Origin of the sequence: Streptomyces sp. NPDC041068 (assembly GCF_040647455.1) — a bacterium.
In the GTDB taxonomy this organism is placed as follows: Bacteria; Actinomycetota; Actinomycetes; order Streptomycetales; family Streptomycetaceae; genus Streptomyces.
The window spans coordinates 47,000-72,288 of the sequence record NZ_JBEZCG010000016.1; the positions used below are offsets into that span (position 1 = coordinate 47,000).

Genomic DNA, 25,289 nt, shown 5'->3' on the forward strand with positions numbered 1-25,289 from the left:
GGTCGCGGTGGCCGTCGCCTCCGGTCGTGCGGTTCAGCGATTGCGGTGCTGTCGGGCCAGCTGGTCCGCCTGCTCGCGTCGCGACGTGGCCATCACGTCCACCTCCGCGCCGGCCCCCTCGCCCGGGGTCGCCTCTCCGATGCGCAACTTGTCGGCGACCTGGCGCACCAGTTCGTCGTCCGGGCCGCGGTCGAGGTAGAAGAGCGACTCGTCGACCGGGCTGTCGTCGCCACCCCAGCGGACCACGCCCCGGCAGTCGGCGAGAATGTCGCGCACCACCAGTTCCTGGAGCGGGAAGAGCCCGCCCTTCGCGGCGGCGCCCGGGCGGATGCGCACCGCGGTGCCGGAGGCGAGGTTCGACTCGGGCAGGTCCTTGTTCAGGTCGCCGATCGGGCGCCAGCCGGTCAGGTCGACCCGGGGGAGCTGTTCGACCTCGTAATGGAAGCGCCGGATGACGTGGAGCAGGATCAGCTCCGCGTCACCGATCCTGACGTCGACGTCGAGGCCGGTGCCGGGGACAGGGCGGGTCCACACCGTGGAGATGTGGTTCGCCTCCTCCTCCAGGGGCCAGCCGTTCGCGGACGTGGGCGCTTCGGGAGGCGCTGCCTTCCGGTTCTGCGCGGGGGACTTCCGCGCGGGCGACGCCGTGGCCACGCCCGGTGCGAAAGACCCCACGGCGACGGCGGCCGTGATGACGCCGGCGCGCTTCACCACGTTCCGTCGTGAGATGCCGTCCCGCATGTCGTGCTGCACGTCTTCTGTTCCTTTCTCGGAGAGTCTCGGAGAGTTTCAGTCGGAGAGTTCAGAGGGTGATGATGAGGACGAGCGTCGGCAGGAGTGTGGCCAGGACGCTGAGCGGCCAGTACAGGCGCGGAGCGAGCGTGGTCCTGCGCCGGAGGGGCCTGTTGGCCAGCCACCAGAGCAGGCCGTACAGCCCGACGACGGGGATGATGATCAGCAGCCAGCCCAGCATGCCGTCGTTCTCCGTCGGTTCCCGTGCGGTCAGGCCGAGTTCGGCCAGCGGCCAGTTCGACGCGAAGTACCACAGCAGCCAGATCGGTACGACTCCGGGGACACCGAGCAGTACGTTCACCAGGAGCGGCGCCGACCAGTGCCTTGTCATCCGTTCCCACTCTCCGTTCGTGACGGTTGTTACTTGCCGCGCGACAGGGCGTTGTAGTTCTCCAACACCTTGTACAGGCCCATCAGTTCACGGCCGTACTGCTTGGCGTCGGCACCGGTCCCGTTGTAGCGGGCCAGCAGGGCCTGAGTGTCGGCCGGGCTGGTGGTCAGGCTCGGGCGGGCGATGCCGAGCTGGTGGGCGTTGTAGATCGTCAGGTAGGCGACCGAGCGGATGTTGTACGTCTCGTCCTCGTTGAGCTTCTTCCACACCGCTCGGGTGTCGGCGCTGGTGAGCGGCGCGCCATTGATGATCTTCTGCTGCATGCAGTAGTTGCGGGCCGCGATCGTCACCCAGGCGAAGATCTGCCCCCAGCCGGTGCTGGAGTCGTCCTTCACGCCCTTCTTGACCAGCTCGTCGGCGGCGGCGTCCCCCGGGTTCAGCTTCCGCAGCTCCCACAGCACCGGCGCCTGGATGAGGGCCTTGCGGAGCTTGAGCTGTCGCGCCAGCGAGGTGAACAGCCAGTCCGCGCTGAGCACCATGTCGAACGCCTTGGTGGTGGAGACGCCGCCCAGGGTGGCCCAGTCCTTGTCGTTCCACTCGTCGCCGCCGGTCTCGGGGACACCGATCGACGTCAGGTAGTTCTGGACGTCCTTCAGCATCGCGTCCCGGTAGGCCTTCTTGTCCAGGTCCCTGTCCGCGCCGCTGAGCGAGGTGCCGGCGTCGAAGTCGCCCTGACCCGTGTCACGGCCGGACGCGATGTTGTTGTCGATCTCGATCTTGCCGTCGCCCGAGCCGACGCTGATGGTGGCGATCTGGTCGAAGGCCCAGTTGGTCGGCAGCGGGTAGCCGAGGTTGCCGGAGAATCCGCTGGACATGTCGGAGACGAAACTCGTCGCGGAGTATCCGGCGTCCGCGACGCGCTGGCACACGTTGCGCGGACCGTAGACGCCCACGCCGTACCCGGAGTTCTCGCCGATCGTCCGCATCACCCCGCGGAAGTGCGGAATGACGTACTCGGTGACCTCGCCGTCCATGGCGTCGTAGTCGACCGCGAAGTAGATGATGGTGCCCGGCTTGAACCCGTGGACCCGGGCCCACTCGATCGCGCGGAACGCGTCCCCGGTGCCCTGGTTGTAGCTGAAGTAGTCCGCCGACCGGCTCCACGTCTGGAAGATCGGGAAGCAGCGCAGCCCGGCCTTCTTGATGGTGGCCAGCTCGCCGGGCTGGATCTGCTTCTCCTTCAGGTCTCCGCTCGGATTGGGATCCGGGTTGTACAGGTACCGGCCGACGTACTTGTACCCGGCGCTCTTCAGCGCCGCCGCGCGCGCCGGAGTGATCATGGTGACGCCGTCGCAGGCCGTGCCCTTGCGGGACTGATCGCCGTACGAGACGAGCAGCGAGGCCCAGGTCTGGAAGTCGCCGAGGCCGGTGACCTTGAGCTTGCTGAAGGACTGGAACTTCTCCACGCCGGTCTTCACCTCGGGAGTGAAGTTCCCGAAGGAGACCTTGCGCTTGTTGAGGATCATCGCCCCGGTGAACAGCTTCGCCCAGACGCCGGTGGAGCCGACCGAGAGCGTGTGGGACTTGAGGCCGGACCGGGTGCCGGGGCCGAAGGCGCCGTTGGCGACGCCGTCGGCCATGCCCAGCTCGTACTGGATCGCGAGCAGCATCGACTTGGCGACGTCTCGGGAATGGTGGCCGTCGCAGGGGATGGCGTAGTAGTCCTTGCGCAGGATGTACTTGCCGTTCAGCCACTGCTGGATGGTCCGGATGGTGTCCGAGCCGCCGCTGATGGTGACATAGGCGTCCATGTTGAACAGACCCTTGACCACCTTCGGCCACAGGGAGCTGCCCGGATACGTGCCGTCCACGCCCATGTTCTTGTGCAGCTTGGCGACGGACGCCTTGACCCGGTCGTTGTACTTGCCGTCGATGTCGCCGCCGTCGTAGCCCTTGCAGTACAGGGCGGCCTGGATGATGCGGCAGAAATTGGCGGACGGGATGGTCTTCTCGTCCAGCTTGCCGTACTTCTCGGCGATCGTGGCCAGTGTGGTCGGCCCGAAGGCGTTCGACAGGGCCTTGATGCCCATCTCGTACTGGAGCGCCCTGGTCAGGGCGTACATCGTGGGCCAGCCGGTCTTCCCGTTCTCCGCCAGTTTGGATATGCCGAGCGTCGCGCCGTTGTTGTAGGTCGTGTTCACGAACCTCTGGGCACGCTTCACCATCTCGTCGGCCATGGGTCTCCTCCTGCCCTCCGGGGCGAGGCGGGGCAGGCTCCTGCCGCCCGGGCTGCCCCGTGGAAGGCGTATGTGGTGGCGTTGGGGGCAGCCGTGGCTGCGCTTGCTGTTGATGAGGTGTGTGTCGCGCGTCGAAGCGGACCACGAACCGCCAACCGGCATGCCATCCGCGGCAGTTGAAGAGTCCCCCTCTGACTGCCGCCAGTCGGAGCGATGGCGCGGCCCGGCGAATGATCATCATCTTCAAGGCTTGATTCATATCCAGTCAAGCTAGATATGAGGTGAAGTATCCTGATTTGCGGACTATGAAGAGGCTTCGGTGTGCAGTCGTGATCAATGCGGTACGGAAATCGTGGGCAACCTTGTGATCACTTCAAACGTCGTGGGGACGGCTGCCCCCGGGGCGCCCCTCCGCTCGTGCGTGCTAGCGTCACAAGCTCGGGGGCAGTACGCCGGGGCCGAGGACGGGGTGTTCCGGGACGAACCCCCCGACGGCTCGACCCCGGGGACAGGACGACACGGGGAGAGCCACCAGTGGCCACAGCGGAGCCGACGCGCGCCGACGACGCCGAGCCCGACACGCGTACGGGCGGCGGTGACAACAGCGGTACCGGTGCGCGAATAAAGCTGCCGGCACAGCGCCGCACACCCGAGCCCACCGAGCCCACCGACCCCTGGACGAGGCGCTTCCTGCGCCATCCGGTGACGATCACCACCGCGGTCGCCGCGGTGCTGCACGTCATCTGGTTCTTCACGTTCGCCAACAGCGGCGGCGACCTCGCGGCGCAGGACGCCTGGGCCGAGTTCGTCGGCCGCCACCCCGACTCGGCGTACAACCTCGCCTGGTACGGCGGCATGCACCCGGTGTCGTACAGCATCGTCTCGCCGTATCTGATGTCGGTGCTCGGCGTGCGGACGACGATGATGATCGCCGGCACGGTCTCGGCCGGGCTGATCACGCTGATCCTGATGCGCAGCCGTGCCGTGAAGGGGCTGCTGTGGCCCGTCGCCGCGGGCGTCTTCGCGCTGGTGTGCAACGCCATATCGGGCCGCGTGACCTATGGCCTCGGCCAGATGTTCGCGCTCGCGGCGGTCGCCGCCGTCTTCTGCTGGCCTTACCGCTGGCGCTACAAGCGGTGGGCGAAGGCCCTGGTCGCCGCGCCGTTCGCGGCGCTCGCGACGATGGGCAGCCCGGTGGCGGGGCTCTTCGTCGGGCTCGTCGCCGTCGCGCTGTTCCTGAGCAAGCGCTACCCGGGCGCGTACGCGCTGGGCATCGCGCCGTCCATCGTCGTGGGGCTCTCCGCCTGGCTCTTCCCGTTCTCCGGCACGCAGCCGATGTCCTTCGGCTCGGCGTCGCTGCCGCTGCTGTTCGCCGTCCTCGTCTACTTCCTCGTACCCAAGGAATGGAAGACGGTCCGGATCACCAGCGCCGTGTACGGGGCGTTCGTCCTCGGCGTGTGGATCGTCAACTCGCAGATCGGCTCCAACATCACGCGCCTCGCGATGTCCTTCGCGGCCGTCGTGCTGCTCGCCGCGCTGCCGTACGCCGTGCCGAAGTCCCGCAAGTGGTACGCGATCGTCCTCGGCATCGCCACCTTCGTCGGCTGGGTCGGCTTCAAGACCGGCGACGACATCGTGCACACCACGCCCCAGGCCTCCTGGACGCGTGAGCTGGCCCCGCTGGTCAACGAACTGCAGGAGGTCGGCGCCGAGAAGGGCCGCGTCGAGGTCGTCCCCGCCCGCAGCCACCGCGAGGCGTCCGCCCTCGCCCCGTACGTCCAGCTGGCCCGCGGCTGGAACCGGCAGGCGGACATGGAGCGCAACCCGCTCTTCTACGACGACACCCTGAACTCCGCGAACTACCACGAGTGGCTGCAGCGCTGGTCCGTGCATTACGTCGTGCTGCCCAAGGGCGAGCCCGACGGCGACGGCGGCAAGCGCGAGGCGCAGCTCGTCGAGGACGGCCTGCCGTATCTGAAGCAGGTGTGGGTCGACTCGAACTGGCAGCTGTACGAGGTCACCGACCCCAAGCCGCTCGCCGAGCCGAACGCCGTGGTGGAGCGCGCCGAGCAGGGCGAGATGACGATCCGCGTGACGAAGCCGGGCCGCATCCTGATCCGCATCCCGTACTCGCCGTGGCTGAGCATCGTCGACGCGAACGGCAAGGGTGTGGAGCGGCCCAAGGAGACCGAGGCGTCCAAGCGGCAGCGGGAGCTGAACGAGAAGCGCCCCAAGAAGTTCGCCAACGTCAACGGCTGTCTGGTGGAGGCCCGCGAGGACCGGGCCGGCGACAAGTGGACCGAGCTGCACGCCCCGAAGGCAGGCACCTACCGGCTCGGCGCGCCCTACCAGCTGCCGCGCGGCACGGCCTGCCCGGAGGAGCTGGTCCGCTGAGGCCGGTCCCCGCCGGATGGCTCAGCCGCCGGATGGCTCAGCCGCCCGGCGGCGCGCAGATCCCGGAGCGGGGCAGCCGCTCGGACGCGTCCGCCGTGGCGTGGTCGCGCACGGTGTCCAGCTGCTCCAGGAGCGTGTCGAGCCGCTTGCCCGTCGGGTCCTTGAAGTACTGCAGGACGGCGCGGTGGAACGCGTCGCGCAGGCCGGGCGGCATCACGTCCGAGGCGTCGAAGCAGAGCGTGTGCGCCTTCTCGGTGAGGATCTTTGCGATGCGCCGCCCCGTCGGGTCGGTCGGCTGGGGGTCGGCCCTGTCGGGGAAGAAGGGCCGCAGCTCCTCCTTCGCCTCGGCCCGCCACAGCGCGCGGGCCGTCCTGCCCGACAGCCGCTCGACCAGGGTGCGTGCCGCCGGGTCCTCGCTGAAAGCGGCGGCCATGTCGCCCGCCACCTCGTAGGCGCCGTCGTGCGCGGGGCTGCCGCCGAGGAAGCCCGCCGACGGGTCGACGCGGACCCGCTGGCCCGCGTACACGTAGCGGATGAAGGCGCTCTGGTGCTCGTGCGTGCAGCGGGGCTTCACGGAGCCGAGCAGTCCGCGCGGGGTGCCGCCGGGCTTCGCCGGGTCGGGTGTGCCCACGTACGACATGGTCAGGGACTGGTCGACGGACGCCTTGGAGCGCTCGCCCAGGAGGTCGGCCCAGGTCGTCCACGCCTTGCGGACCCGCGGGTCCTGCCAGCTGAGCCACCCGGTGGCCCACTCCGTGTAGGTCTCGGGGCCCGCCTGGTGGAGGAGGATGTCCTCGATCCAGTCGGTGCCCGGCCAGCCGGACGTGGCCTGCGAGGCGAGCCCCACGCACCACTCGGGGGCGGCGGCCGACTTCCCCTCCCTGCTCCACACCAGGCTCTTGAGGTCGACCTTCAGCGGCACCCAGTACGTGCGGCGCAGGCCGTCGATCTTGAGGGAGAGGGCCCAGGGCGGGTAGGCGCGGGCGGCGGCGGTCTCGCCCAGGGGCTTGAGGAGGCCCGCGCGGGCGTACTCGGTGAGTTCGCCGACGCTGTTGAGGATCGCCACGTCCGGCGGGTCGCCCGCCTCCACCTGGGCGACGAGCGTCTCGCGCAGGGAGCGGGTGCCCTGGTAGGAGTACGTCCTGCCGGTGCCGTCGTCGAGCTCGCGCAGCATCGACTCGAACGCCGCGCCCTCGGGTCCTGTCCAGGGGCCGAGGACGACGAGCGTGTCGGGCCGCTCGCCCGCGCAGGCGCCCGCGGTGACGGCGGTGACGGCGAGCAGGCAGGCGGCGAGGAAGGCGCGCAGAGCGGCGGTGCGGCCCTTGATGCGGTGGCCCCTGCGGCAGCTCATACGCAGCTCATACGCAGCTCGTGCGGCGGCTCATACGGCAGCTCGTGCGGCGGCTCATACGGCGGCTCCGGAACGGGAGATGAGGACGTACTCGCGGCGGTAGCCGTGGAGCGTGGCGCCCATCAGGGCCGCGGCGAGCACGCCCACCGGCGCGACCCAGGGCGTGACCCCGTCGAGCGAGGAGAGGCGGCCCGCGTCCAGGTCGGTGGTGATGTCCTCCTCCAGGGCGCTGATCAGCAGGGGGTTCCGAGGGCCGAAGGGCTCCTCGTCGACGGTCGACTCGATGCCCGGCGACGTCCTGCCGGTCAGGTCGCCCGCCGTCGTCACCACCCGCTGCTGCGCACGGTGGGCGAGCACGGCGTCGGCCGTCAGGAACGGCACGGCGAGCAGCGGCAGCGCGGCGATCAGCAGCGGGACGCTGACGCGCAGATGCAGACGGTGGTGCACGAAGAACTGGGTGCGCCAGAGGCCGGACACGAGGAGCGCGAGGGCGACCGCGGCGACGGCGGACGCGGCGATCACACCGCCGCCGAGCGCCGCCCGGTCCGCGAGCCTGCCGCGCAGTCTGCTCTCCAGCGTCGAGATGCGGTCCACGACGGCGGTCGCGTCGGAGGCGGAGCCTGCGGCGGCCTCGCAGGGCGGATAGCCGTCCTTGTCGTCCTTCTTCGCGGGGCCCGGGGTCGAGCAGAGCATGCTGCGGGCGTACGAGAGTCCGGCGTTCCGCAGGGCCGTGTCGCCGACGTTGTTCTGGGCGAAGGAGATCCAGGTGCCGTAGTCGGCGACGAGGCCGGAGACCACGTCGAGCTCCTGGCGCTCCGCGGTGGTCAGGGCGCCGCTGCGGGCCACCTGGTTGAGGCTCTGCGTGGCCCGCGTGGTGCGTGTGCGGTAGCGCTTGCTGAGGCCGCTGAGCTGGACGGCCTCCCCGGCGCGAAGGCTCTCCTCGGCCTCGCGGTCGGCGATGCGCAGCGACATCTCGGCGTCGGCGAGGTCCCCGAGCGCGGGCCCGAAGCTGTCCCGCAGCGCCGCCGAGTCCCCGCGCACCTGCGCGTACGCCCACCCGAACGAAGCGGCGGCGACGACGGCGAGCAACGGCAGCGCGATCATCCGCTCCCGCAAGTAGCGGCGGTTGCGCGGCCGTTCGGAGAGCGGGGCGGGCCAGAGGTGAGACCACAGCGCACGCAGCGCGTCGGCGACGACCGTCCGGAAGGCACTCCGCAGGGTGGTCATCGCGCACCGCCGCAGGGGCGGGCGCGGGCCGGGGTGAGCGAGGGAGCGTACAAGTGGCCTGAGTCCAACGGGTGTTCGGTACGCGATGCCGGCCAGGCGCGGTGACGCGGTCCGTGCGGCATGCCGACGGTGTCCGGACGTGCGTCCGGCCGCACGGCGCTCATCGGCGGCCGCCCCCGGGGCGGCGCGGGGTGTGGCGGGCCCCGCCCGGCAGGACCGTCGTGCTCGACTGGATGCGGGCCGCCTCCAGGTCGAACTTCGCGATGTGGGGCAGGAGTTCGACCTCTGCCTGCTCACCCTGTGCGCCGCCCTGGACGCGGACGAGGCGGCGCAGATGGTCCTGCATCGCGGTGTCGCCCGCCTCGGCGGCCAGGCGCCAGGCCGTGCCGAGCAGGGCCTCGGCCGGGGCGCGCCGCCCGCTCTTCAGCTCCGCGCAGGCCTCCTCGAAGGTGCGGTGCAGCTCCTCCTCGTGCCGGTAGTGGGCGACCTGCGGGTCGAGGCGGCTGTAGAGGTCGACGTCGTCCGTCCAGCGCATCAACACCGGCTGGGCGGCGGGGAGTCGCAGGGTGCCGGCCGTGCCGTCCGTGTCCACCTCGACCTCCGTGAGCAGCAGCTCCTTGCCCAGCTGGGACGGGTCGTAGGGTGCCCCGACGCAGAGCAGATAGGCGCGGGTCTCCTCGCCGCACGGCCCGATGTCGTACTCCTGGACCGGGCCGCCCGCGCCCGTCTCGACGCCGGACAGGTCGACGTGGACCGGGGCGAGCGCGGCCCGCGTCGGGTGGACCTGCTCGAAGGAGTGCGGGCGCACCCCGGCCCGGTGGTAGAGGCGCAGCCGCAGCCCGGTGACGTCCCGCTCGGCGGCCCGCCCGGTGAGCGCGGCCAGCTCGTCCGGCAGCCGCGTCAGATCCTCCACGGCGCGGGTCCTGCCGCCCAACGTGCCCGCGATCAGCAGCAGTTCCTCGGTCTCCCAGGCGTCGCCGATGCCCACGACGTCGCACTCGAAGGCCCGCGCGCACCGCTCGATGCGGTCGTGCAGCTCGGCGCGCGTCTCGTACCCCGGCTCGTTCTTGCCGTCGGTGAGCAGCAGGGCGTGGCGTACGTAGCCGGAGTCGGCGGGCGGCAGTTCGCGGAAGAGGTGCCTGGCCCGCTCCAGCCAGGTGCCCATCGCGGTGCCGCCGCCCGGGGTGCAGTCGTACAGGGCGGCTTCGGCGGCGGCCCGCGACTCGGCGTGCGCGACGGCGAGCCCGGCCCGCCGCGGGTAGATCATGGCGGTCCTGTCGCCCCCGGCGACCAGCGCGAACAGCGCACCGTCCGGGATGCGGGCGAGCGCGCTGACGGCGGCGGCGCGCGCGGCGGCGAGACGGCTCGGCGGCATCACCATCGAGGACGAGTGGTCGATGAGCAGCACCTCGGCGAGCCGGGGCCGGGCCGCGCCGGGCGCAGGGTCCCGCTCGGTGGCGGCGGGCGCGGCGGGCGTGGCGGTGGCGGCGGGCGTGGCGCGCCCGATGGGCGAGGCGGGCCCTGCGGGTGGGCCCTGCGCATCGCCCCGCCTGTGGACCGTCACCGTGATGACGGCGTACATCCGCATGAGGTCCTCGGCGCCCGGTGTGCGGGGCCGCGGCAGCTCGACGACCTGGCTCACCTCGAGCCCGACCGAGGCGGCCAGTTCCGGATCTTCTTGCCCAGCCATGGGATGTCCTTGCCCAGTCGGGAGTGCCGCAACGCGAAGGGACGTACCGCGTAGGCGCGGTCCAGGAGCAGTTCGGCGAGCGGTGGTGTGCCGGTGTCGTCGTCGGACGGCGCGTCACGGGCCGCCTGGTGCGCCAGGCCCCGGAAGAAGCGGGACAGGTCGGTGCGCAACGTCCGTTCGTCGTCGGGGAATTCGAGCAGCGGGTCGGCCTGCGCGGCGACGGCGCGCAGCTCGGCGGAGGACAGGCCGGCGCGGTGGGCCGCGCCCCACACCTCCGCCTTCATCCGCACGCGGGACTGCTCGTCGGTCAGGCCGTGCGCGGAGAAGAGACCGGCGAGGGCCCGCACGGCGGTGGCGAGGTCGTCCGCGTCGCGCGCGTGGTCGACGCGGATGCGCACGGCCGCGGTACGGGCGGCGGTGCGGTGCCGGGAGTGCTGCGGCACCGCGTCGAGCGCGGCGATGGCGTCCGCGAGGGCATCGGGCCCGCCGAGTGCGAGCCGCGCCCGGACGGCGCCGAACGCCGCGCTGCCCAGCGAGGGGTTGCGCAGCCGCACCGCCTCGTAGAACGTCAGGGCCTCGTGTCGGCGCTCCAGGCGCTCCGCGCAGTAGCCGAGGGCCAGCTTGGGCGCGTACTCGCCGGGGATCGCGGCGTAGACCCGGTCGAAGTGGCCGCGGGCCTCGGTGACGTGGGCGCGGGCCAGCGCGAGCAGGCCCCGGTGCCAGTCGAGCCGCCAGTCGTACGGTGCGTGCGCGGGGCCTATGGCGTCCTCGGCGAGGGCCAGCGCGGTCTCGGCGCCGGTGAGCGGTCCGCCGTCCGCGCGCAGCGCCACCCGCAGCCGCAGCCTGCACCGCAGCAGGTGCACCTCGGGGGAGTCCCGCCAGTCGCCGGTGTGCTGGAGGAGCGCCTCGGGGTCGTCGTCGCTGAGCCTGCTGAGCTCGCCGTGGTGGTCGTCGTCCGGGTCGGGGCGCGGCACCGGGAGGCGCCCTGCCACCTCTGCCGGGTCGGGCGCGGGGTAGTGGGGCGCCGATGCCGGGGCCGCCCAGCGCGACACCTCGGGGGCGGCGCCGAGCCCGCCGTCCAGGGCGTGCGCGGACTGCAGGAAGAGCGGCGAGGGCTCGAAGGTCTCCTCGCCCGTGCGCAGGGACCGCAACTCGCGGAATACGCCCCGCAGTTGGTCCTCCATCTCCCTGGCCGTGGCGAAGCGTTCGGCGCGATGGGTGCGGGTGGCGCGGCGCAGCGCCCTGGCGAGGGAGACCGGGCCGAGGCCGCGGTGGCCGCCCGCGGCGTCGTTCAGCGGGCCGAGCGCCGCCAGGTCCGCGAGGTCGTGCCGGTCGGCGCCGATGCCGCTGAGGGTGCGCAGCGTCTCGCCGAGGCTGAACAGGTCGTCCTGCGGCTCGGATTCGCCGTGGGGACCGACGCTGGGCGCGCGGTACAGGGCGGTGGTCAGGCCGGGCGCGCCCGCGCGGCGCACGCTGCCGACGTCGATGAGCTTGGTGGTGGAGCCGTCGTGCATGACGTTCGGCGGCTTCAGGTCGCCGTACACCTTGCCGCGCTCGGGGGCGTGCAGATAGGCGAGCGCGCCGAGGATCCGTACCCCGTAGGCGAGGACGAACTCCAGGAGGCGCTCGTGGCCGAACTCCTCGGGGCACTCGCGGGCGCGGGCCCGCACCTCCTCGAGGTTGAGCCCGTCGACGTACTGGAGGACCAGGAAGTCGCCGACGCCCGCGTGGTGCCCGTAGTTGAACACCCGGATGAAACCGTCGTGGTTGAGCTCGACCAGCTCCTTGCGCTCGCCCCTGAGCAGGCTGTACGAGTCCGTGGCGAGGTCCGCGTGCAGCATCTTCACGGCGACCGCGCGGTCGTCGACCTTGGTGTCGTGGGCGAGACAGACCTCGCCCATGCCGCCGTAGCCGAGCGGGCGCACCAGGCGGTACTGCCCGGCCAGCAACGTGCCGTGCGGCAGGGGGAGTTCGCCCGGCACCTCCGGTTCGTCTGCCCTGCTGTCGGCCCGGTCCAGGAGCGTGATGCCGGGCAGGACCGTGGGGTCGGGGTGCTCCGGGGGAAGGGTGACGCGGGCGGGGCGCGGCGGGGGAGCGGCGGCGACGCCCGGGTCGACGATCCAGTGCTGCGAGGAGGACTCGGCGGCATTGCGGGCGAAGGGCACGGCCACCTCCTCCTGCGCGGGCGTCCCCTCCGGTACGGCTGCCCCCTCCCGCACGGCCACCGCGGAGTGCCGCCCCGTGCCGGGGTCGACCCGCTCCCCGCTGGCCAGGCAGTACCCGGTGGGGGTGACGGTGCCCGCGCAGCCGGGGTGCGGGCAGGGCGTGGCGGGCGTCATGCGTCACCGTCCGCCCCGGCCAGGCGCCGCACCGCGCGCGCGAAGGCCTCCACCGCCCGCTCGGCGTCGGCCAGCGGACAGGGGCCCGCCATCAGGAGCCGCTGCGCCTCGCGGTAGGGGCCGACCGCATCGGGGTGCTCGTCGAGGCCGCGCCGGGCGAGGTGGGCCAGGTGGTCGCGGAGCAGCCCGCGCAGCCTAAGGTGTGCGTCGAGCACCCCGCGCAGCTCGCTCTCGGCCCGCTCGGCCCGCAACAGATAGGTCTCCACGGCCTGTTCGGCGTACGAGAGCTTCTCCAGGAAGCGCGGTCCGCTCCGCCCGCTCAGAGGCCGCAGTTCGTTGCTGAGCTGCACCGTCCACAGCGCGGCCCGCGCCGCGTACCCGGTCGCGACCGGCGGGTCCACGACGTGCGGCTCCACCCGGTGGAACAGGCGCCGCGCGCGCCGCTCGGCCTCGGCGAGCGCGTCCACGCGGTTGCCGAGGCGCTGCAGCCACTGCGCGGCCCGGTCGGCGGGCAGCAGCCGCTCGGCCACGGCGTAGCTGAAGCCGTGCGTGCTGTCGCGCACCACGATCAGCAACCGCGCCCCGGACGCGGCCAGTTCGCCGAGGATTCGCGCGGCAGCGGCCGGTTCGGTGGCGGACCGGTCGGCGTAGAGCACGGCGACGGCGGGGCGCCTCGGCGGGGCCGTGTGGCGCCGCGCGGCGTGCCGCAGTTCGTGCCGCAGCACGGCGAGCGCCTCGCGCAGTTCCGGCTGCGCGGGGTCGTCGAGCGCCGCGTCCTCCAGGTCGAGGACGAGGCCGATGCTGCCGACGCGCGGCGCGATCCCGGCGCGCGACAGGAGCGAGTCCCCTTGGTCCGCCAACTCGACCGGCTGCACGGCGAGTTGGGGCGACTGTTCACGGTCGGCCATGTTCAGGACGACGTACAGCGCCTGCCGGGTCCGCTCGTCGTCCTCGGAGAGGAAGAGGACCTCGGTGTCCCAGGCCTCCGCGTCGCCGTTCAGCCAGCGGGTGACGGTGCGCTGCAGGCCGTGCGGGCGGGCCGTGCGGGCGGCGTCCGCCGAGACGACGCGGTGGCCGGGGATGGCGTGCGGCCCGGTGACGTGCCGCTCGGCGAAGCGGCGGAAGTACTTGGCGACGGTCGCCGCCGGGATCATGTACCCGCGCTCGCCCCGCTCGTCGGCCTGCGCCAGGATGCCGAGCAGTCGGTCGGTGCCCTCCTCGCGCACGCCCGCCCCGCTGAACCCGCCGCGCAGCCGCTGCCCGGGGCCCGCGTGCGCGTCCGCACCCGCTCCCGTGAGGTCGATCTGCACCCGCTCGTCGCCCTCGCCGCCGGGTCCCATGCAGGCGCCGGTGAGCCACTGACCGCCCGACTGGTACTCGGGGAAGCCGTCGATGAGGACCGGGGCGCCCCGGTAGTCGAGCGTGCGGTGCAGGGCGACGGCCGAGGGGACGGGTGCGGGCTCGTCCAGGACGAGGACCGCGAGGTCGCCCTGCGCCTTGCCGAAGGGCGGCACCCAGTGCCCCGCCGCCACGGTCGCGGTGCGGCGCGGGGTACGGGTCAACCCCTGGAGCAGCGGGAACTCGACCTGGACGCGGTCGGGGCGGCGGCCCGTCGCGGGGTCGCGGATCACATGGGCGCAGGTGAGCACGTGGTCGGTGCCGAACAGCACCCCGGCACCGAGGACGTCCCCGCTCCCCGAAGCCGCCCACCTGCGCAGCCGCACCCGCCAACTCGAATGATCCATCGCAGAGTCGACGCCCCCGTCCGCCGCTTCAGGATCCCGCTGGGTCCTTCCTCAGGATAGGTGCGGGAAAGGGCGATGACGCCTGGGTTGCATGGGGAGGTAGTGGGGGGACGCCGTGTCGCCGCGGCATCCCCCGGGAAGGCCTACCGGCTCACGGCCCGGAGACCGGGAACGCCACGTCGCACACCTGGTCCTGCGGCCCGGCCGAGGCCCAGTCCGCGAAGTACACCTCGCGGCAGGGGCCCGTGACGGTCAGGCCCCGCTCGGCGATCCAGGCCTCCACGGCGTCGAACGCCGCGACGATCTGCGGATACGAGACCTGCGCCTTGGTGATCCTGGTGTAGGCGAGCCGGTGCGCGGGCTCCAGCCGGACCTTGACGTCCGAGCCCCGCCCCTGCCGCTGCGCCCAGGCACGGGCGGCCTCCGCGTCCCCGACCGGCACACAGGACTCGGCGGGCCCGTCGCTCTCCTCGGTGACCTCCGCGTGGTAGAGGACGGAGGGCGCCGCGGGGATGCCCCCGCACTGCTCCGCCGCCTCCTCCAGGCGCTCCAGGGACGTGCCGATCCAAGAGGGCAGCTCGGCGGCGCGCACATGCCTGGTCTCACTGATGACGTACCGCTCCGGCACGTCCACGGTCTTCACTTCGAACGTCGCGTACAACTCGGTGTTCCTTCCCGAAAGGCGGCCACGGAGGTAGCGCGCGAGCGTCCGCTGCTCCGCGAAGCGTTCCTCGGCCCCGGCCCAGTAGCCGTCGAGCGAGCGCGCCGCCCGCTCCCCGTCCAGGGCGACGATCTCGGCGACGCCCGCGAGGGGCATGTCGAGCCGGCGGAGCAGCGCCACGGTGCGGGCGCGCTCCACCTGGTCGGAGCGGTAGTAGCGGTAGCCGCTGACCTCGTCGACGTGGGCGGGCTGCAGCAGTCCGAGACGGTCGTACAGCCGCAGCGCCTTCGGCGAGAGCCGCGCGCGGGCGGCGAACTCTCCGATGGACAGCAGCCTGCCGTGTTCCTGGGCGTTCACGAGGTCATCACGAGGTCATCCTCCGTCACCGGGCCGGTCGGCCCGGTGACGCAGACCATGGAGTCTGCCCCAGGGGCAAGGTCAACGCCGGATTCCGACTGCTCGACGCCGGGCGCCGGCTACCTCCGGTACTCCTGCCAGATCCGCGGCGGCAGGACGTTCCCGCGCTGCGACTTCTTTCCGCCGACCCCCGACATCGGCAGGAGCTGCGGCTTGTCGGGTGCCACCCGGAACATGGTCACCGCCGTCGACATGTCCTTGGTGAAGGCCGTGAACCAGGCCGACTTGAGGCGGTCCTGGTCGCCGGTGCGGCCCACCGCGACATCCGCGCCGACGCGCTTGCCGCCCGCGCGCAGGGCGTTCGTGACCTCCTGCGCCACCTGCGGGTCCATCGCGCGCCGTGACGTGGGCGGGGCGAGGCCGGGCAGGGTCTCGCCGTCCTTGACGACCTTCGTCACCGAGTAGGGGTCGTGCCGCACGCCGTCGTTCGCGAAGGTGCCGTACGCGGTGGCCATCCGGATCGCGCTGGGCGTCGAGGTGCCGATGGAGAACGTCGGCTCCAGGCGGGCCATGCTTCCCGGCAGCAGCCCCGCGGCCACGGCCGTCCTGCGGACCTTGTCACGGCCGATGTCCTTGCCCAGGCGTACGTAGGTCGCGTTGCCGCCGGACACCAGGGCCTCGGCGAGTGTGGGGTGGTCGGGGTCGGGGGTGCCGTCGGACAGCCGCAGGGTGCCGTCGGCCGCGTAGGCGCTGTCGGCGAGGACGCTCTGGCGCAGCCTTGGCGCGCGGTCCTTGAAGCGGGCCTCGGCGAAGGCCGGTTGCCGCACGGAGACGCCGTGCTCCAGCGCGGCGGCCAGCACGAACGGCTTGAACGCCGACCCGACGGGGACCCCTGAGGTGTCGGCGTTGTTGGTGAAGTGCTCGGTGGCGTCGGGCCCGCCGTACAGCGCCACGACCGCCCCGTCGGAGGGCCGCACGGAGGCGGCGCCGACCTGCACGTGCCGGTCGGCGGCCCGCCGCTTCGGATCGAGATCGCGGTCGACGACGCGCCGCACGGCACGCTCCAGGCGGCGCACCTGCCCGCGGTCGAAGGTGGTGTGGATCTGGTAGCCGCCGCGCGCCAACTCCTCGTCGGTGAGGCCGGTGTGCAGTTTCACGTACCGGTTGGCGACGTCGACGAGGTAGCCGGTCTGGCCGCCGAGGCTGGTGGAGCGCGACTGCTTGCGCGGCTCGGGGAAGACGCGGTACTTCGCCCGCTCCTTCTTCGACATCAGGCCGACGTCGACCTGCCGGTCCAGGATCCACGCCCAGCGCCCGCGCGCCCGCTCGTGGTTGGCGGCGCTGATCGAAGGGTCGTACTGCTCGGATCCCTTCAACACCGCGGCGAGCAGGGCGCCCTGGCTGGGGTTCAGCTTCTTGGCGGGGATGCCGTAGTAGGCGTGGGCGGCCGCCTCGATGCCGTTCGCGCCGCGCCCGAACCAGCTGGTGTTGAGGTACCCCTTCAGGATCTCGTCCTTGCTCTTCAGGCGGTCCACCTTCAGCGCGATGACGAACTCCTTCACCTTGCGCGTGACGGTCTGGTCCTGCGAGAGGTAGGTGTTCTTCACGTACTGCTGGGTGATGGTGGAGCCGCCCTGTGTCTCCTGGCCGCGGGCCATGTTCACCGCGGCGCGGGCCAGGCCCTTGGGGGAGACCCCGGAGTCCTCGTAGAACGTCTCGTTCTCGGCGGCGATCACCGCGTGCACGGCGGACGGCGCGATCTGGTCGAGCTCCACGTTCTGCCGGTTGACCTCGCCGGTGCTCACCATCTGGGTGCCGTCAGACCAGTAGTAGACGTTGGCCTCGCGGCGTGCCGACGCGTTCTCGTCGGGGATGTCCACGCTGACGTACACACAGATGAAGAGCACCGCGACGGCGGTGACGAACAGACCGGCCGAGGCCAGGAGTTGGCGCCACGAAGGGAGCCAGCGGCGGACGCCCTTGCGGCCGGAGCGCGGATAGTCGACGAACCGGCGCCGGCCGCGGCGGCGTGACCTCTTCCCCTGACGGGTCCGAACAGCATGTGTCCCCATGCCCGGGGAGAGGATGCCGCGCGCGGCCGGGTTGGTCCGAAGGCTGTTTGCGGTACGTAACAGTCCGCTCGGCCGGTGCCCGGTGGCTAACGGACCTTCGTCAGCTCGCCCTTGTCCTGGAGGACGGCGATTCCGCGGGCCCAGAGGCTGTTGACCCGCTGGCGCTCCTGGGCGTTCGGGTAGGCGTTGGTGCAGGACGGGCCGGGGCCGCCGCCCGACATCAGCTCGCTGCACGGACCCGAGTAGTGGTCGGGCAGGCCGAGCACGTGACCGGTCTCGTGGGCCGTCACGCGCGTGGAGTTGTACTGCTGGTTCTGCCGGTAGTCCAGGAAGATGTAGCCGTGACCGCGCCCGTCGGTGGAGGCGTACGAGCCGCGGGAGTCATTGCCCTCGCGGTACTGGAAGTTTCCGGCCGAACTGGTCTCCTGCAGCTTCACGTTGCTGACCGAGGAGTTCCATATCTGCGTGCTCTGGGCTATCTGGCTGCGGAAGCTGGGCGCCCGGCTGGTGTTGTAGGTGACGGTGACGACCTGGATGCCCGGCTTCTCCGCCTGCTTCTTCAGCGCCGACTTCATGACGGCCTCGAAGAACTGCCGGTTGGCGGCCTGGTCCTCGGCGGAACCCGTGTACGACGAGGTGGCGTACGTGGACGCGGGCTTGGCCGAGTCGAGTGCCGGGGCGGGGGCCGCGAGCGCCGTGGGGGCGGCGGCGAGCGAGGCCACGAGAGCGGCCGCGCCGAGAGCGGCGGCGAGGCTGGTTCTGGATCTCTTCATGGGGGTGTGTCCCTTCCGGGATGGAGGCCTGCGGGTGCGGCCTCCGGTCGGGACGAGTATCGGGAGAACGGGGCGCGTTCGAGCCGATGCCATTCGGTGATAGCGCGACGGAATCGAACTTCGCAAAGGCCTTCCTACGTACGCCGGTTGATGCGATGGATGTCGCGTACGCAGAAGTTGAGCGCGGTGGCGGCCACGATGATCCCCGTGCAGACCAGGAGCACCGACCGGTCGCCGAACGCGGGTGAGACGAGCGCGACGACGAGATAGCCGAGCGGGATCGCGAGCCGCTCGCCGACCTGGTTGAAGGAGCTCATGCGCCCCAACTCGCCCTCCGGTATGTGCTGTTGGAACGCAGTGACCCACGTGACGCCCGCGATGTCCAGCGTGATGCCCGCAGCCACGGCGCAGAGCAGCAGCCAGGGAAGCGGCAGTCCGAACGCGAGACCGGCCGTCGGCAGGGCGAGCCCCGTGCTGGCGACCACGGCCACGGCGAGCAGGCGGCGGGGCTTCCACCGCAGGCACACCAGGGCGCCCGCGAGCAGCCCCAGCGAGAACGCGCCCTGGACGAAACCCCAGGTGCGTGCCCCCTCGTACTGCTTCTCCGTGACGACGGGGCCGAGGAGTTGATAGCCCGCGAGGAAGGCGGCGACGAGCACCGTGCCCGAGGCCGTGTACGTCCACAGCCAGGTCCGCGACCAGAACCCCGTCCAGCCCGCCCGCAGATCGGCGAGTGCGCTGCTCGTGGTGACCGGGGCGCCGAGCCGCAGGCCGAGCAGCAGCAGGGCGGCGGCGACGAAGGTGAGCGCGTCGAGGCCGAGCGCCCACGCGGGGCCGCTGAACGCGACGATCAGGCCGCCGGCCACGGGGCCGACCACCTTGACCGCGTTGGTGGGGAGCCGCAGCAGCGCGTTGGCCTGCTGCAGCTGGGCCGGTGCGACGAGTTGGGCGACCACGCCCTGGGCGGCGGGCGTGGTGAAGGCCACCGCGACGCCGGAGACGAAGCCGCAGGAGGCGATCGAGGCGGTGTTCGCGTGTCCGGTGGCCACCACCAGGGCGAGGGCGCCCTGCGCTGCCGCGGCGAGCAGATTGCCGGAGAACAGCAGGCGGCTGCGGGAGATCCGGTCGGCGAGGACACCGCCGGCGAGCAGGAAGACCACGGTCGGCACGGTGTTGGTGGCGAGCACGACACCGAGCGCCCCGGCTCCGCCGCCGGCGCCGATCACCGCGTACGCGAGGGCGAGCGGGGCCATCGCGGAGCCGGTGGCGGAGATGAGCTGGGCGAGGACGAAGCGGCGGAAGGCGGGGATGCGGAGGGGGGAGGGGGTGGCGGTGTGCGTGGTGGTGTCGGTGGTGGTCATGCTCCCCCTGGTGCTCTCGTGGCTCGGCCCGGCGGAAGCATAGGGGGCTTCGGAGAGAGGGCGGACGGGGTGGGCCCGCTGATGGCTGGGTAGTGATAGGGCGGCATGGGCAAGGGCGATCGGCACATGCCAACAGCACACTCAAAACTGCCACGGTAGTCGCTACCAGCCCTGACAGGACCTTTTCCGGCAAATCGCCTCATGTCCTGGCCACGCCCTCACACAATTCTTGGAATGCACCATTCCGCGTCGGGCGCACAGCGCGCCAACCGGCGCGCCCACCGGGAGTTGAGACATGACCGACAGCACTGCCGCGACACGGGGACGGGGCCAGGACCAGGATCAGGACCAGGACCAGGGCCAGGACCAGGGCCAGGGCCAGGACCAGGACCAGGGCCAGGATCAGACCCCCACCCTCATCGGCTCGGTCCGGCGCGCGATGCGCCTGCTGGAGGCGGTGTCGGAGCACGACAACGGCGCGACGGCGAAGCGCCTGGCCAGAGCCGCGGGGCTGCCGCTTGCGACGACGTACCACCTGCTGCGTACGCTCGTGCACGACGGCTATCTGACCCGTGACAGCGGTGTGTACGCGATCGGGGAGTCGACCAGGCGCCTGACCGAACCGTCCACCGAGCAGAGGGCACGGGGCGAACTGGCCGACTGGCTCGGCAGACTCCGCGACGAACTGGGCGCCGCGGTCTACTACGCGCTCTACGAGGACGGCGAGGTCAACGTCGTCCTGTCCGCCGCGGGCCCGCGAACCCCCGCGGTCGAGGAGTGGGCCGAGTTCCGCCGCACGGCGCACGCGCACGCGATCGGCCAGTGCCTGCTGGCCCAGCTCGACGACAAGGGGCGCCGCGACCACGTGTCGCGCCACGCGGTGGAACCGCTCACCCCCTACACCGTCCAGGACGAGAGGGCCCTGCTGCGCAAGCTCGCCCACCTGGACCGAGGCCGCCCGGTCCACGAGCAGCGCCAGTAGGCCCCGGACACGGTCTGCGCGGCGGTCCCCATCACGGCGGGCACGGTGCCGTCGGCCCTGGCGATCTCTCTCCCTGCGGAACGGGCGGACGAGCTACGGCCGTTGGCGGGCGCGTTGCAGCGCAAGGTGGAGGGGGCGCTGACGTCGCTGGCGTTCAGTGTGCGGAGGTGAAGGAGTCCGGTGCGCGGAAGCGGAGGAGTCCAGTGTGCGGAGGTGAAGGAATGCCGGACGGAACGACGCTGTTTGAGAGGCCGTCAGTCACTGCCTGTTCCCCGCACCCTCTGGAGGCCCGCCCATGAGTGCCCCTGCCACCCCGCCGTCCTTCGACCCGCGCACGCTTCTCGCGGAGAGCCGGCTCGGCGTCCTCGCCACGATCAAGGCGGACGGCCGCCCCCAGCTCTCGCCCGTCATGCCGTACTACGACCACGAGGCGGGAGTCCTCTACGTATCGATGACCGAGGGCCGCGCCAAGACGGCGAACCTGCGTCGCGACCCGCGGGCCACGCTGGAGGTCACCTCCCCTGACGGCCGCTCCTGGGCCACGGCCGAGGGCACGGCGACGCTCACGGGCCCGGGTACCGACCCGCAAGGACCCGAGGTGGAGGCCCTGGTGACGTACTACCGCACCGCGGCGGGCGAGCACCCGGACTGGGACGAGTACCGTGCGGTGATGGTGGCGGACCGCAGGGTGCTCATGGCGATGACGGTGGACCACGTGTACGGCGAGAAGATCGGCTGATTGTTTCTGTTGCTCGATGTGGTGGAGCTGCTGTCGGCGCACGACGAGCAGGTGAGGGGGAGGGTGCCGGAGCGGCCGCCGATGGGCGCCGTGACGGAGCGGGACGGACCGCTGGTGCGGACGCACTACGGCACGCACGGGACGGTGGATCACCGGCCGCTGCCGTGGACGTCGGGCGATGACCTGGCCGACATGATCCGACGCCAACAGGCGCGGTTCGGGGCACGGTCGGAGCCGGTGGAGTGGAAGGCGTACGCGCACGATGGTGCTGTGGGCGCTCTCGCCGCGGGCCTGACGGCGGCCGGCTTCACACCCGGCTGGGAGCGTGCCGTGCTGGTGGCGGAGCTGGACCGGATGCCCCGCCCGCCGCGCGGGGCGCCCGGAACGGACCCGCGGACCCTGGAGTCCGGGGACGACCACCTCTGGCAGGACGTGTACCGCAGGGCGGCGGCGTCAGGCCCGCACCGTGCGCCGCTGTCGGAACTGGAGGCGGACGGACGGGCGCCGCACTGGGAGTTGAACGTCGACGTCCTCAGGCGGAACGGGGTGGTGCGCGGGGCCGGCTGGGCACATCTGATCGAGGACACGGAGTTCGTGGGGGTCGGTGGCATGACGGGCCCGCACATGGAGCTGATACCGAGGTGGGCGGCCTGGGCCAAGAACCGCTCGGACGGCATCGGCGGCGGAGGATCTCCGCGCAAGCGCTTCATGGTCGCCGAGGCGGACGGTGCCCTGCGTGAGGCGTTCCTTGCGGCGGGCTTCCGGCAGATCACGACGGTGCGGTCCTTCCACTGGGCCCCGCAGGGAAGCCCCGCGGCCACGCGCCCGGTGCGGATGCTGCTGCGGAGCGAGGAGTACGACGACGTACGCGAACGCTTCGACGGCCGCTTCCACTTCGTGCCGAGCATGACGCACTACCCGGGCATCGCCGAGCCGGAGGCGTCGGTGACGTGGCACGTGGGCGAGGTGGCCGGCACCTCGGCGACCCGACACGGCGGCGAACTGGACCGGATCGTCCGCCTCGGTCTGCGGGCCTGCGCACGCCCCGGCGAACAGCTCTACTACGCCGACCCGTACCACCAGGGCTACCGCTTCGACCCGCACCGCGTGGAAGGCCCTGGCCTCCCGCCCTGGCCCCGCGCCGTCTACCGGGAGGGCGACTACGCCCTCCACCTCACCCACGACCTGCGCCTGGGCACGTTCGCGCACCCCTGGGAGGAGTCCCTCTGCGTCTTCGGCGCGGAGCTCCTGGCGGAGGTGGCGGAGGAGCTGGACGAGGTGCTGGGCAGGGTGATGCGGAGAGGGGGCAGGAACGAGGGAAACGTCTGGACGTTCGGCGCACCTTGACCCGAGGATCTGTGTGGGGGGGAGTTACTGGTGCCCCCGGAGGCTGAGGTTCATGAGGATGTCCTCCTCGGCCCAGAGGACGAAGCGTTCGACGGGTACGACGTCATGCTCCGGGACGGGCCGGAACCGGAACCGCTTGAGCAGGACGGCGAGCACGAGCATCGCCTCGACCGTGGCGAGCGATGCGCCTTCGCAGCTGCGCGGCCCGAACCCGAAGGGAACGTGGGCGAGCCGATGTCGCTCGGCGACCTCCTCGGGCGAGAACCGCTCGGGGTCGAACTTCGATGGCTCGGGCCAGTGTTCAGGATTCATGTGCACGGCCCAGAAGGGACAGAAGACGGTCACCCCCGCCGGAACCTCGTACTCACCGAGAACGACGACCTCGGTGGTCTCACGAGCTCCGTAGGGCCCGGGTGGATAGAGGCGCATGGACTCCTTCAAGACCATGTCCAGATAGGTGAGTTGACGCAGATCGCGATACTCGGGCAGCTCACGCCCGCCCAGCGCGCGATCCAGCTCGTCGCCGACCCGCTCGGCGACGTCGGGATGCCGCCCCAGCAGATACAGGGCCCAGGAGACGGCCACGCCGGTCGTGTGATGGGCGGCGAGCATCGTCACCATGACGGTGTCCCGAATCCGAGCGGGCCGCTCCCCGGCCTCGACGAGGGCCCCGATCAGATCGCTCTTGTCGCTACGGGCTCCGTTCTGACGCGAGGCGATGACGCGGTCGACGGTGGCGCGCAGATAGCGGAGGGCGTCCTCGGCGCGCTCGGTGGCCCCTTGCGGTCCCCGCCCCAGATGCTCGCCGAGCACGACCTCGAAGGCATCGACGACGCGCTCGGCATCAACGAGCCCGCTGTTCGCCCCTCCCAAGGCAAACGCACAAATCATCCGCAAGGAAAGGGAAGCGAGCCCCTTCTGCAAGGCGACGGGCCCGGAGCCGAGCTCCCGCTCCCACTGATCGGCAAGCTCACCGGCAAGCGCGACGAACTCACCGAAGTGCCGTTCGTGGGAAGGCCGTCCGGCAAGAACGTCCAACAACAGCCGCCGCCAGCGCGTGTGTTCACCTGTCTCCAGGACCTGCAGATTCCGGTCCTCGCACAACGGCGCAAGAAACGCGAAGAGCTCCTCGGGCCGCTTGTCGATGGAGGCAACGCCTTCCAGCAGAACAGGATCGGCGACGGAGACAGCGAGGCCCGCCCCCGGAAGCTCGAACTGCACGACAGGCCCGTACTGTTCATGCAGCCGCAGCTGATAGAGATGCAACCCCCCGGCCTCGGAAACGGCGCTCACGCCACCGTCCCCCCGAGCCTCGGGCCCAGGAATCCGCATGCCCCACCCTCCTCACAGCCGACGCCTTGCCGCGCTCCCACCCTCTCGCGCGACCCGCGCCCAAGCCGAGCCCGCGGCCTGCTTCCGGCCAGTAAGCCGCGCGCGGGGTCGGCGTCGGACTCGCACTGGCGGGCAGTGCCCTGATCCTGAAACAGAACTACGGCACGCTGGTGAACGGCCCGGTGGCACTGGCCCTGCTCAGTGGGAACTCCACCGCATGCGCACGCGCTACGGGGTTCGCGTCCGCCCCTGAAGCGGGGCGGGCTTCACTCGGACCACGGGCTGCGGTACGCGAGGCGGAGGTGACCGTCCGGAGTGCGGTGCAGGTCCAGGCCGAGGTTGCCTCTGTCAGGGAACGGGTCCGTTGCCGCGGGGGCGGGTTCGAGGCGTCCCGTGCGGGAGACGGGCAGCCAGGCGGGCGCTTCGGCCGACAAGGGGTCGGTGTAGTCGGTGACGGAGAGGGTGACCCCGTCCGGGTCGGTGGTGACGTGCAGCCCGTAGCGGGGCAGGGCGCTGTGACCGAGCAGGTAGTGAGCGGCCACGGTGGCCGCGTCCCCCATGCGGCGCGCCAACGCGGGCGGGGCGCCGATCGCGGTGAGCAAGCTGTGGGCGGCCTCTCCGATGAGGGTGTGGGTGTGCTGGGCGCGACTGGTCTCCACGGAGAAGGACATATGCAGCAACGTCTGCTGTGGCGTGCCCACGGCACGGGGCGAGGCGGCGTTGCGGTAGACGGCGGTGGACATGGCGGGCTCCTGCAGCCGGTGGATGTGGCGGCCGCACAGGAGGGGGCGGGTTCAGTGCCTGCCACGGCCGTGTGTCTACAGCAATGGCCGGGGTCTGGGACCAGACGGGGAACCTAAGCCGCGCGTCAGCCCGTGACTAGGCGTGTACTCGGCCATCCGGAGCCGAGCTGGGCCAACACGCGCTGTTCTACGGAGAATTGATGACCCTGAGAGTCAAGGAATCTGGTTGGATTTCGCCCTCGGGGGGGAATGTCCTCTCTTACGAACCATTTTTTCGTCGCACATGCCTGGCGCGGTCGGTCTAGATTGGCCGCGTGCTGCCACCCCGGACCCGGTGGACGTCCCAACCGTCGTGCCACCTGCTCCTGGGCAAAGGATGGGTGGCCTGCCGTTTCAGGCGGTACCGCCATGCACGAGAGTGTCATCTCCACCTACGGGTACGTCCGTTCCCACCATGTCGGCGGCTGCACCGTGCTCGCGTTCCACGGCGAGATCGACATCGCCGCAGCCCTTGAGATCCAGCCGCGGCTGGATGCCGCGACCTCTCTGCCGCGCTGCCGGGTCGTCATCGATCTGAGCGGGGTGGACTTCCTCGACGCCTCCGGGCTGAGACTGCTGTGCCGGGCCCGCCTCCGGGTCACCGAGGGCGCGGGGCTCCTCGTACTGGCGGCGCCCCCGCCCCGCGTCGTGTGGCTGCTGCGGCTCACGCGTCTGGACGGCTGCTTCACGGTGCTGCCGACGCTGGACGAGGCCCTCCGTCGAGCCGCCGGGCCCGTCACGACCCCGTAGTCCATCCGAATCGCTCCCCGGCCGAGG

The 25,289-nt window shown here is 71.7% G+C and carries 19 protein-coding genes; 5 read left to right on the forward strand and 14 right to left on the reverse strand.

Features of this window, described 5'->3' with window-relative positions; genetic code table 11:
- Positions 1-33: 33 nt before the first annotated feature.
- From AB0B50_RS32360 to AB0B50_RS32370, 3 genes are all read right to left on the reverse strand, one after another.
- A complete protein-coding gene (locus tag AB0B50_RS32360; protein WP_362339534.1) occupies positions 34-741 on the reverse strand; it encodes a twin-arginine translocation signal domain-containing protein in 708 nt (235 codons plus the stop codon).
- A gap of 61 nt (positions 742-802) precedes the next feature.
- Positions 803-1,123, reverse strand: a complete 321-nt coding sequence (locus tag AB0B50_RS32365; RefSeq protein WP_362339364.1) for a hypothetical protein — start codon at positions 1,121-1,123, stop codon at positions 803-805.
- 29 nt (positions 1,124-1,152) lie between these two features.
- On the reverse strand, positions 1,153-3,360 hold the full coding sequence (locus AB0B50_RS32370; protein WP_362339365.1) for a glycoside hydrolase domain-containing protein: 2,208 nt from the start codon (positions 3,358-3,360) through the stop codon (positions 1,153-1,155).
- 534 nt (positions 3,361-3,894) lie between these two features.
- On the opposite strand from AB0B50_RS32370, the gene AB0B50_RS32375 reads away from it, so the two are divergent.
- A complete protein-coding gene (locus AB0B50_RS32375) occupies positions 3,895-5,754 on the forward strand; it encodes an MFS transporter (protein WP_362339366.1) in 1,860 nt (619 codons plus the stop codon).
- Between the two features lie 37 nt (positions 5,755-5,791).
- On the opposite strand, the gene AB0B50_RS32380 is transcribed toward AB0B50_RS32375, so the two are convergent.
- The 9 genes from AB0B50_RS32380 to AB0B50_RS32420 form a co-directional block, all read right to left on the reverse strand.
- Entirely contained in the window at positions 5,792-7,105 is a 1,314-nt protein-coding gene (locus AB0B50_RS32380; RefSeq protein ID WP_362339367.1) for an extracellular solute-binding protein, read from the reverse strand.
- Between the two features lie 54 nt (positions 7,106-7,159).
- Positions 7,160-8,332, reverse strand: coding sequence for a hypothetical protein (locus AB0B50_RS32385; protein ID WP_362339368.1), 1,173 nt, complete (start codon positions 8,330-8,332; stop codon positions 7,160-7,162).
- Positions 8,333-8,492: 160 nt separating this feature from the next.
- Entirely contained in the window at positions 8,493-10,022 is a 1,530-nt protein-coding gene (locus tag AB0B50_RS32390) for a vWA domain-containing protein (protein WP_362339369.1), read from the reverse strand.
- Positions 9,971-12,361, reverse strand: a complete 2,391-nt coding sequence (locus AB0B50_RS32395; protein ID WP_362339370.1) for a tetratricopeptide repeat protein — start codon at positions 12,359-12,361, stop codon at positions 9,971-9,973. The genes AB0B50_RS32390 and AB0B50_RS32395 overlap by 52 nt, the downstream gene beginning before the upstream one ends.
- A complete protein-coding gene (locus tag AB0B50_RS32400; RefSeq protein WP_362339371.1) occupies positions 12,358-14,106 on the reverse strand; it encodes a trypsin-like peptidase domain-containing protein in 1,749 nt (582 codons plus the stop codon). The genes AB0B50_RS32395 and AB0B50_RS32400 overlap by 4 nt, the downstream gene beginning before the upstream one ends.
- A gap of 151 nt (positions 14,107-14,257) precedes the next feature.
- A complete protein-coding gene (locus AB0B50_RS32405) occupies positions 14,258-15,124 on the reverse strand; it encodes a MerR family transcriptional regulator (RefSeq protein ID WP_362339372.1) in 867 nt (288 codons plus the stop codon).
- A gap of 119 nt (positions 15,125-15,243) precedes the next feature.
- Positions 15,244-17,196, reverse strand: coding sequence for a transglycosylase domain-containing protein (locus AB0B50_RS32410; protein WP_362339373.1), 1,953 nt, complete (start codon positions 17,194-17,196; stop codon positions 15,244-15,246).
- Positions 17,197-17,282: 86 nt separating this feature from the next.
- On the reverse strand, positions 17,283-17,969 hold the full coding sequence (gene snpA / locus AB0B50_RS32415; RefSeq protein WP_362339374.1) for a snapalysin: 687 nt from the start codon (positions 17,967-17,969) through the stop codon (positions 17,283-17,285).
- 134 nt (positions 17,970-18,103) lie between these two features.
- Positions 18,104-19,330, reverse strand: coding sequence for an MFS transporter (locus AB0B50_RS32420; RefSeq protein ID WP_362339375.1), 1,227 nt, complete (start codon positions 19,328-19,330; stop codon positions 18,104-18,106).
- Between the two features lie 295 nt (positions 19,331-19,625).
- On the opposite strand from AB0B50_RS32420, the gene AB0B50_RS32425 reads away from it, so the two are divergent.
- The 3 genes from AB0B50_RS32425 to AB0B50_RS32435 all read left to right on the forward strand — a co-directional run bounded on the left by AB0B50_RS32425 (position 19,626) and on the right by AB0B50_RS32435 (position 22,398).
- Positions 19,626-20,312, forward strand: coding sequence for a helix-turn-helix domain-containing protein (locus tag AB0B50_RS32425; protein ID WP_362339376.1), 687 nt, complete (start codon positions 19,626-19,628; stop codon positions 20,310-20,312).
- Positions 20,313-20,607: 295 nt separating this feature from the next.
- A complete protein-coding gene (locus AB0B50_RS32430; protein WP_362339377.1) occupies positions 20,608-21,051 on the forward strand; it encodes a PPOX class F420-dependent oxidoreductase in 444 nt (147 codons plus the stop codon).
- Complete coding sequence (locus AB0B50_RS32435; protein ID WP_362339378.1) at positions 21,052-22,398, forward strand: DUF2716 domain-containing protein; 1,347 nt, start codon at positions 21,052-21,054, stop codon at positions 22,396-22,398.
- A gap of 24 nt (positions 22,399-22,422) precedes the next feature.
- Here the strand turns inward: AB0B50_RS32435 and AB0B50_RS32440 are convergent, their stop codons facing one another.
- Entirely contained in the window at positions 22,423-23,730 is a 1,308-nt protein-coding gene (locus tag AB0B50_RS32440; RefSeq protein WP_362339379.1) for a cytochrome P450, read from the reverse strand.
- A 266-nt stretch (positions 23,731-23,996) separates the two neighbouring features.
- Positions 23,997-24,473 (reverse strand): hypothetical protein, encoded by a 477-nt coding sequence (locus AB0B50_RS32445; RefSeq protein ID WP_362339380.1) that lies wholly within the window; start codon positions 24,471-24,473, stop codon positions 23,997-23,999.
- A gap of 408 nt (positions 24,474-24,881) precedes the next feature.
- Between AB0B50_RS32445 and AB0B50_RS32450 the strand changes: the two genes are divergently transcribed.
- A complete protein-coding gene (locus tag AB0B50_RS32450; protein ID WP_362339381.1) occupies positions 24,882-25,262 on the forward strand; it encodes an STAS domain-containing protein in 381 nt (126 codons plus the stop codon).
- The last annotated feature ends 27 nt before the right edge of the window (positions 25,263-25,289 follow it).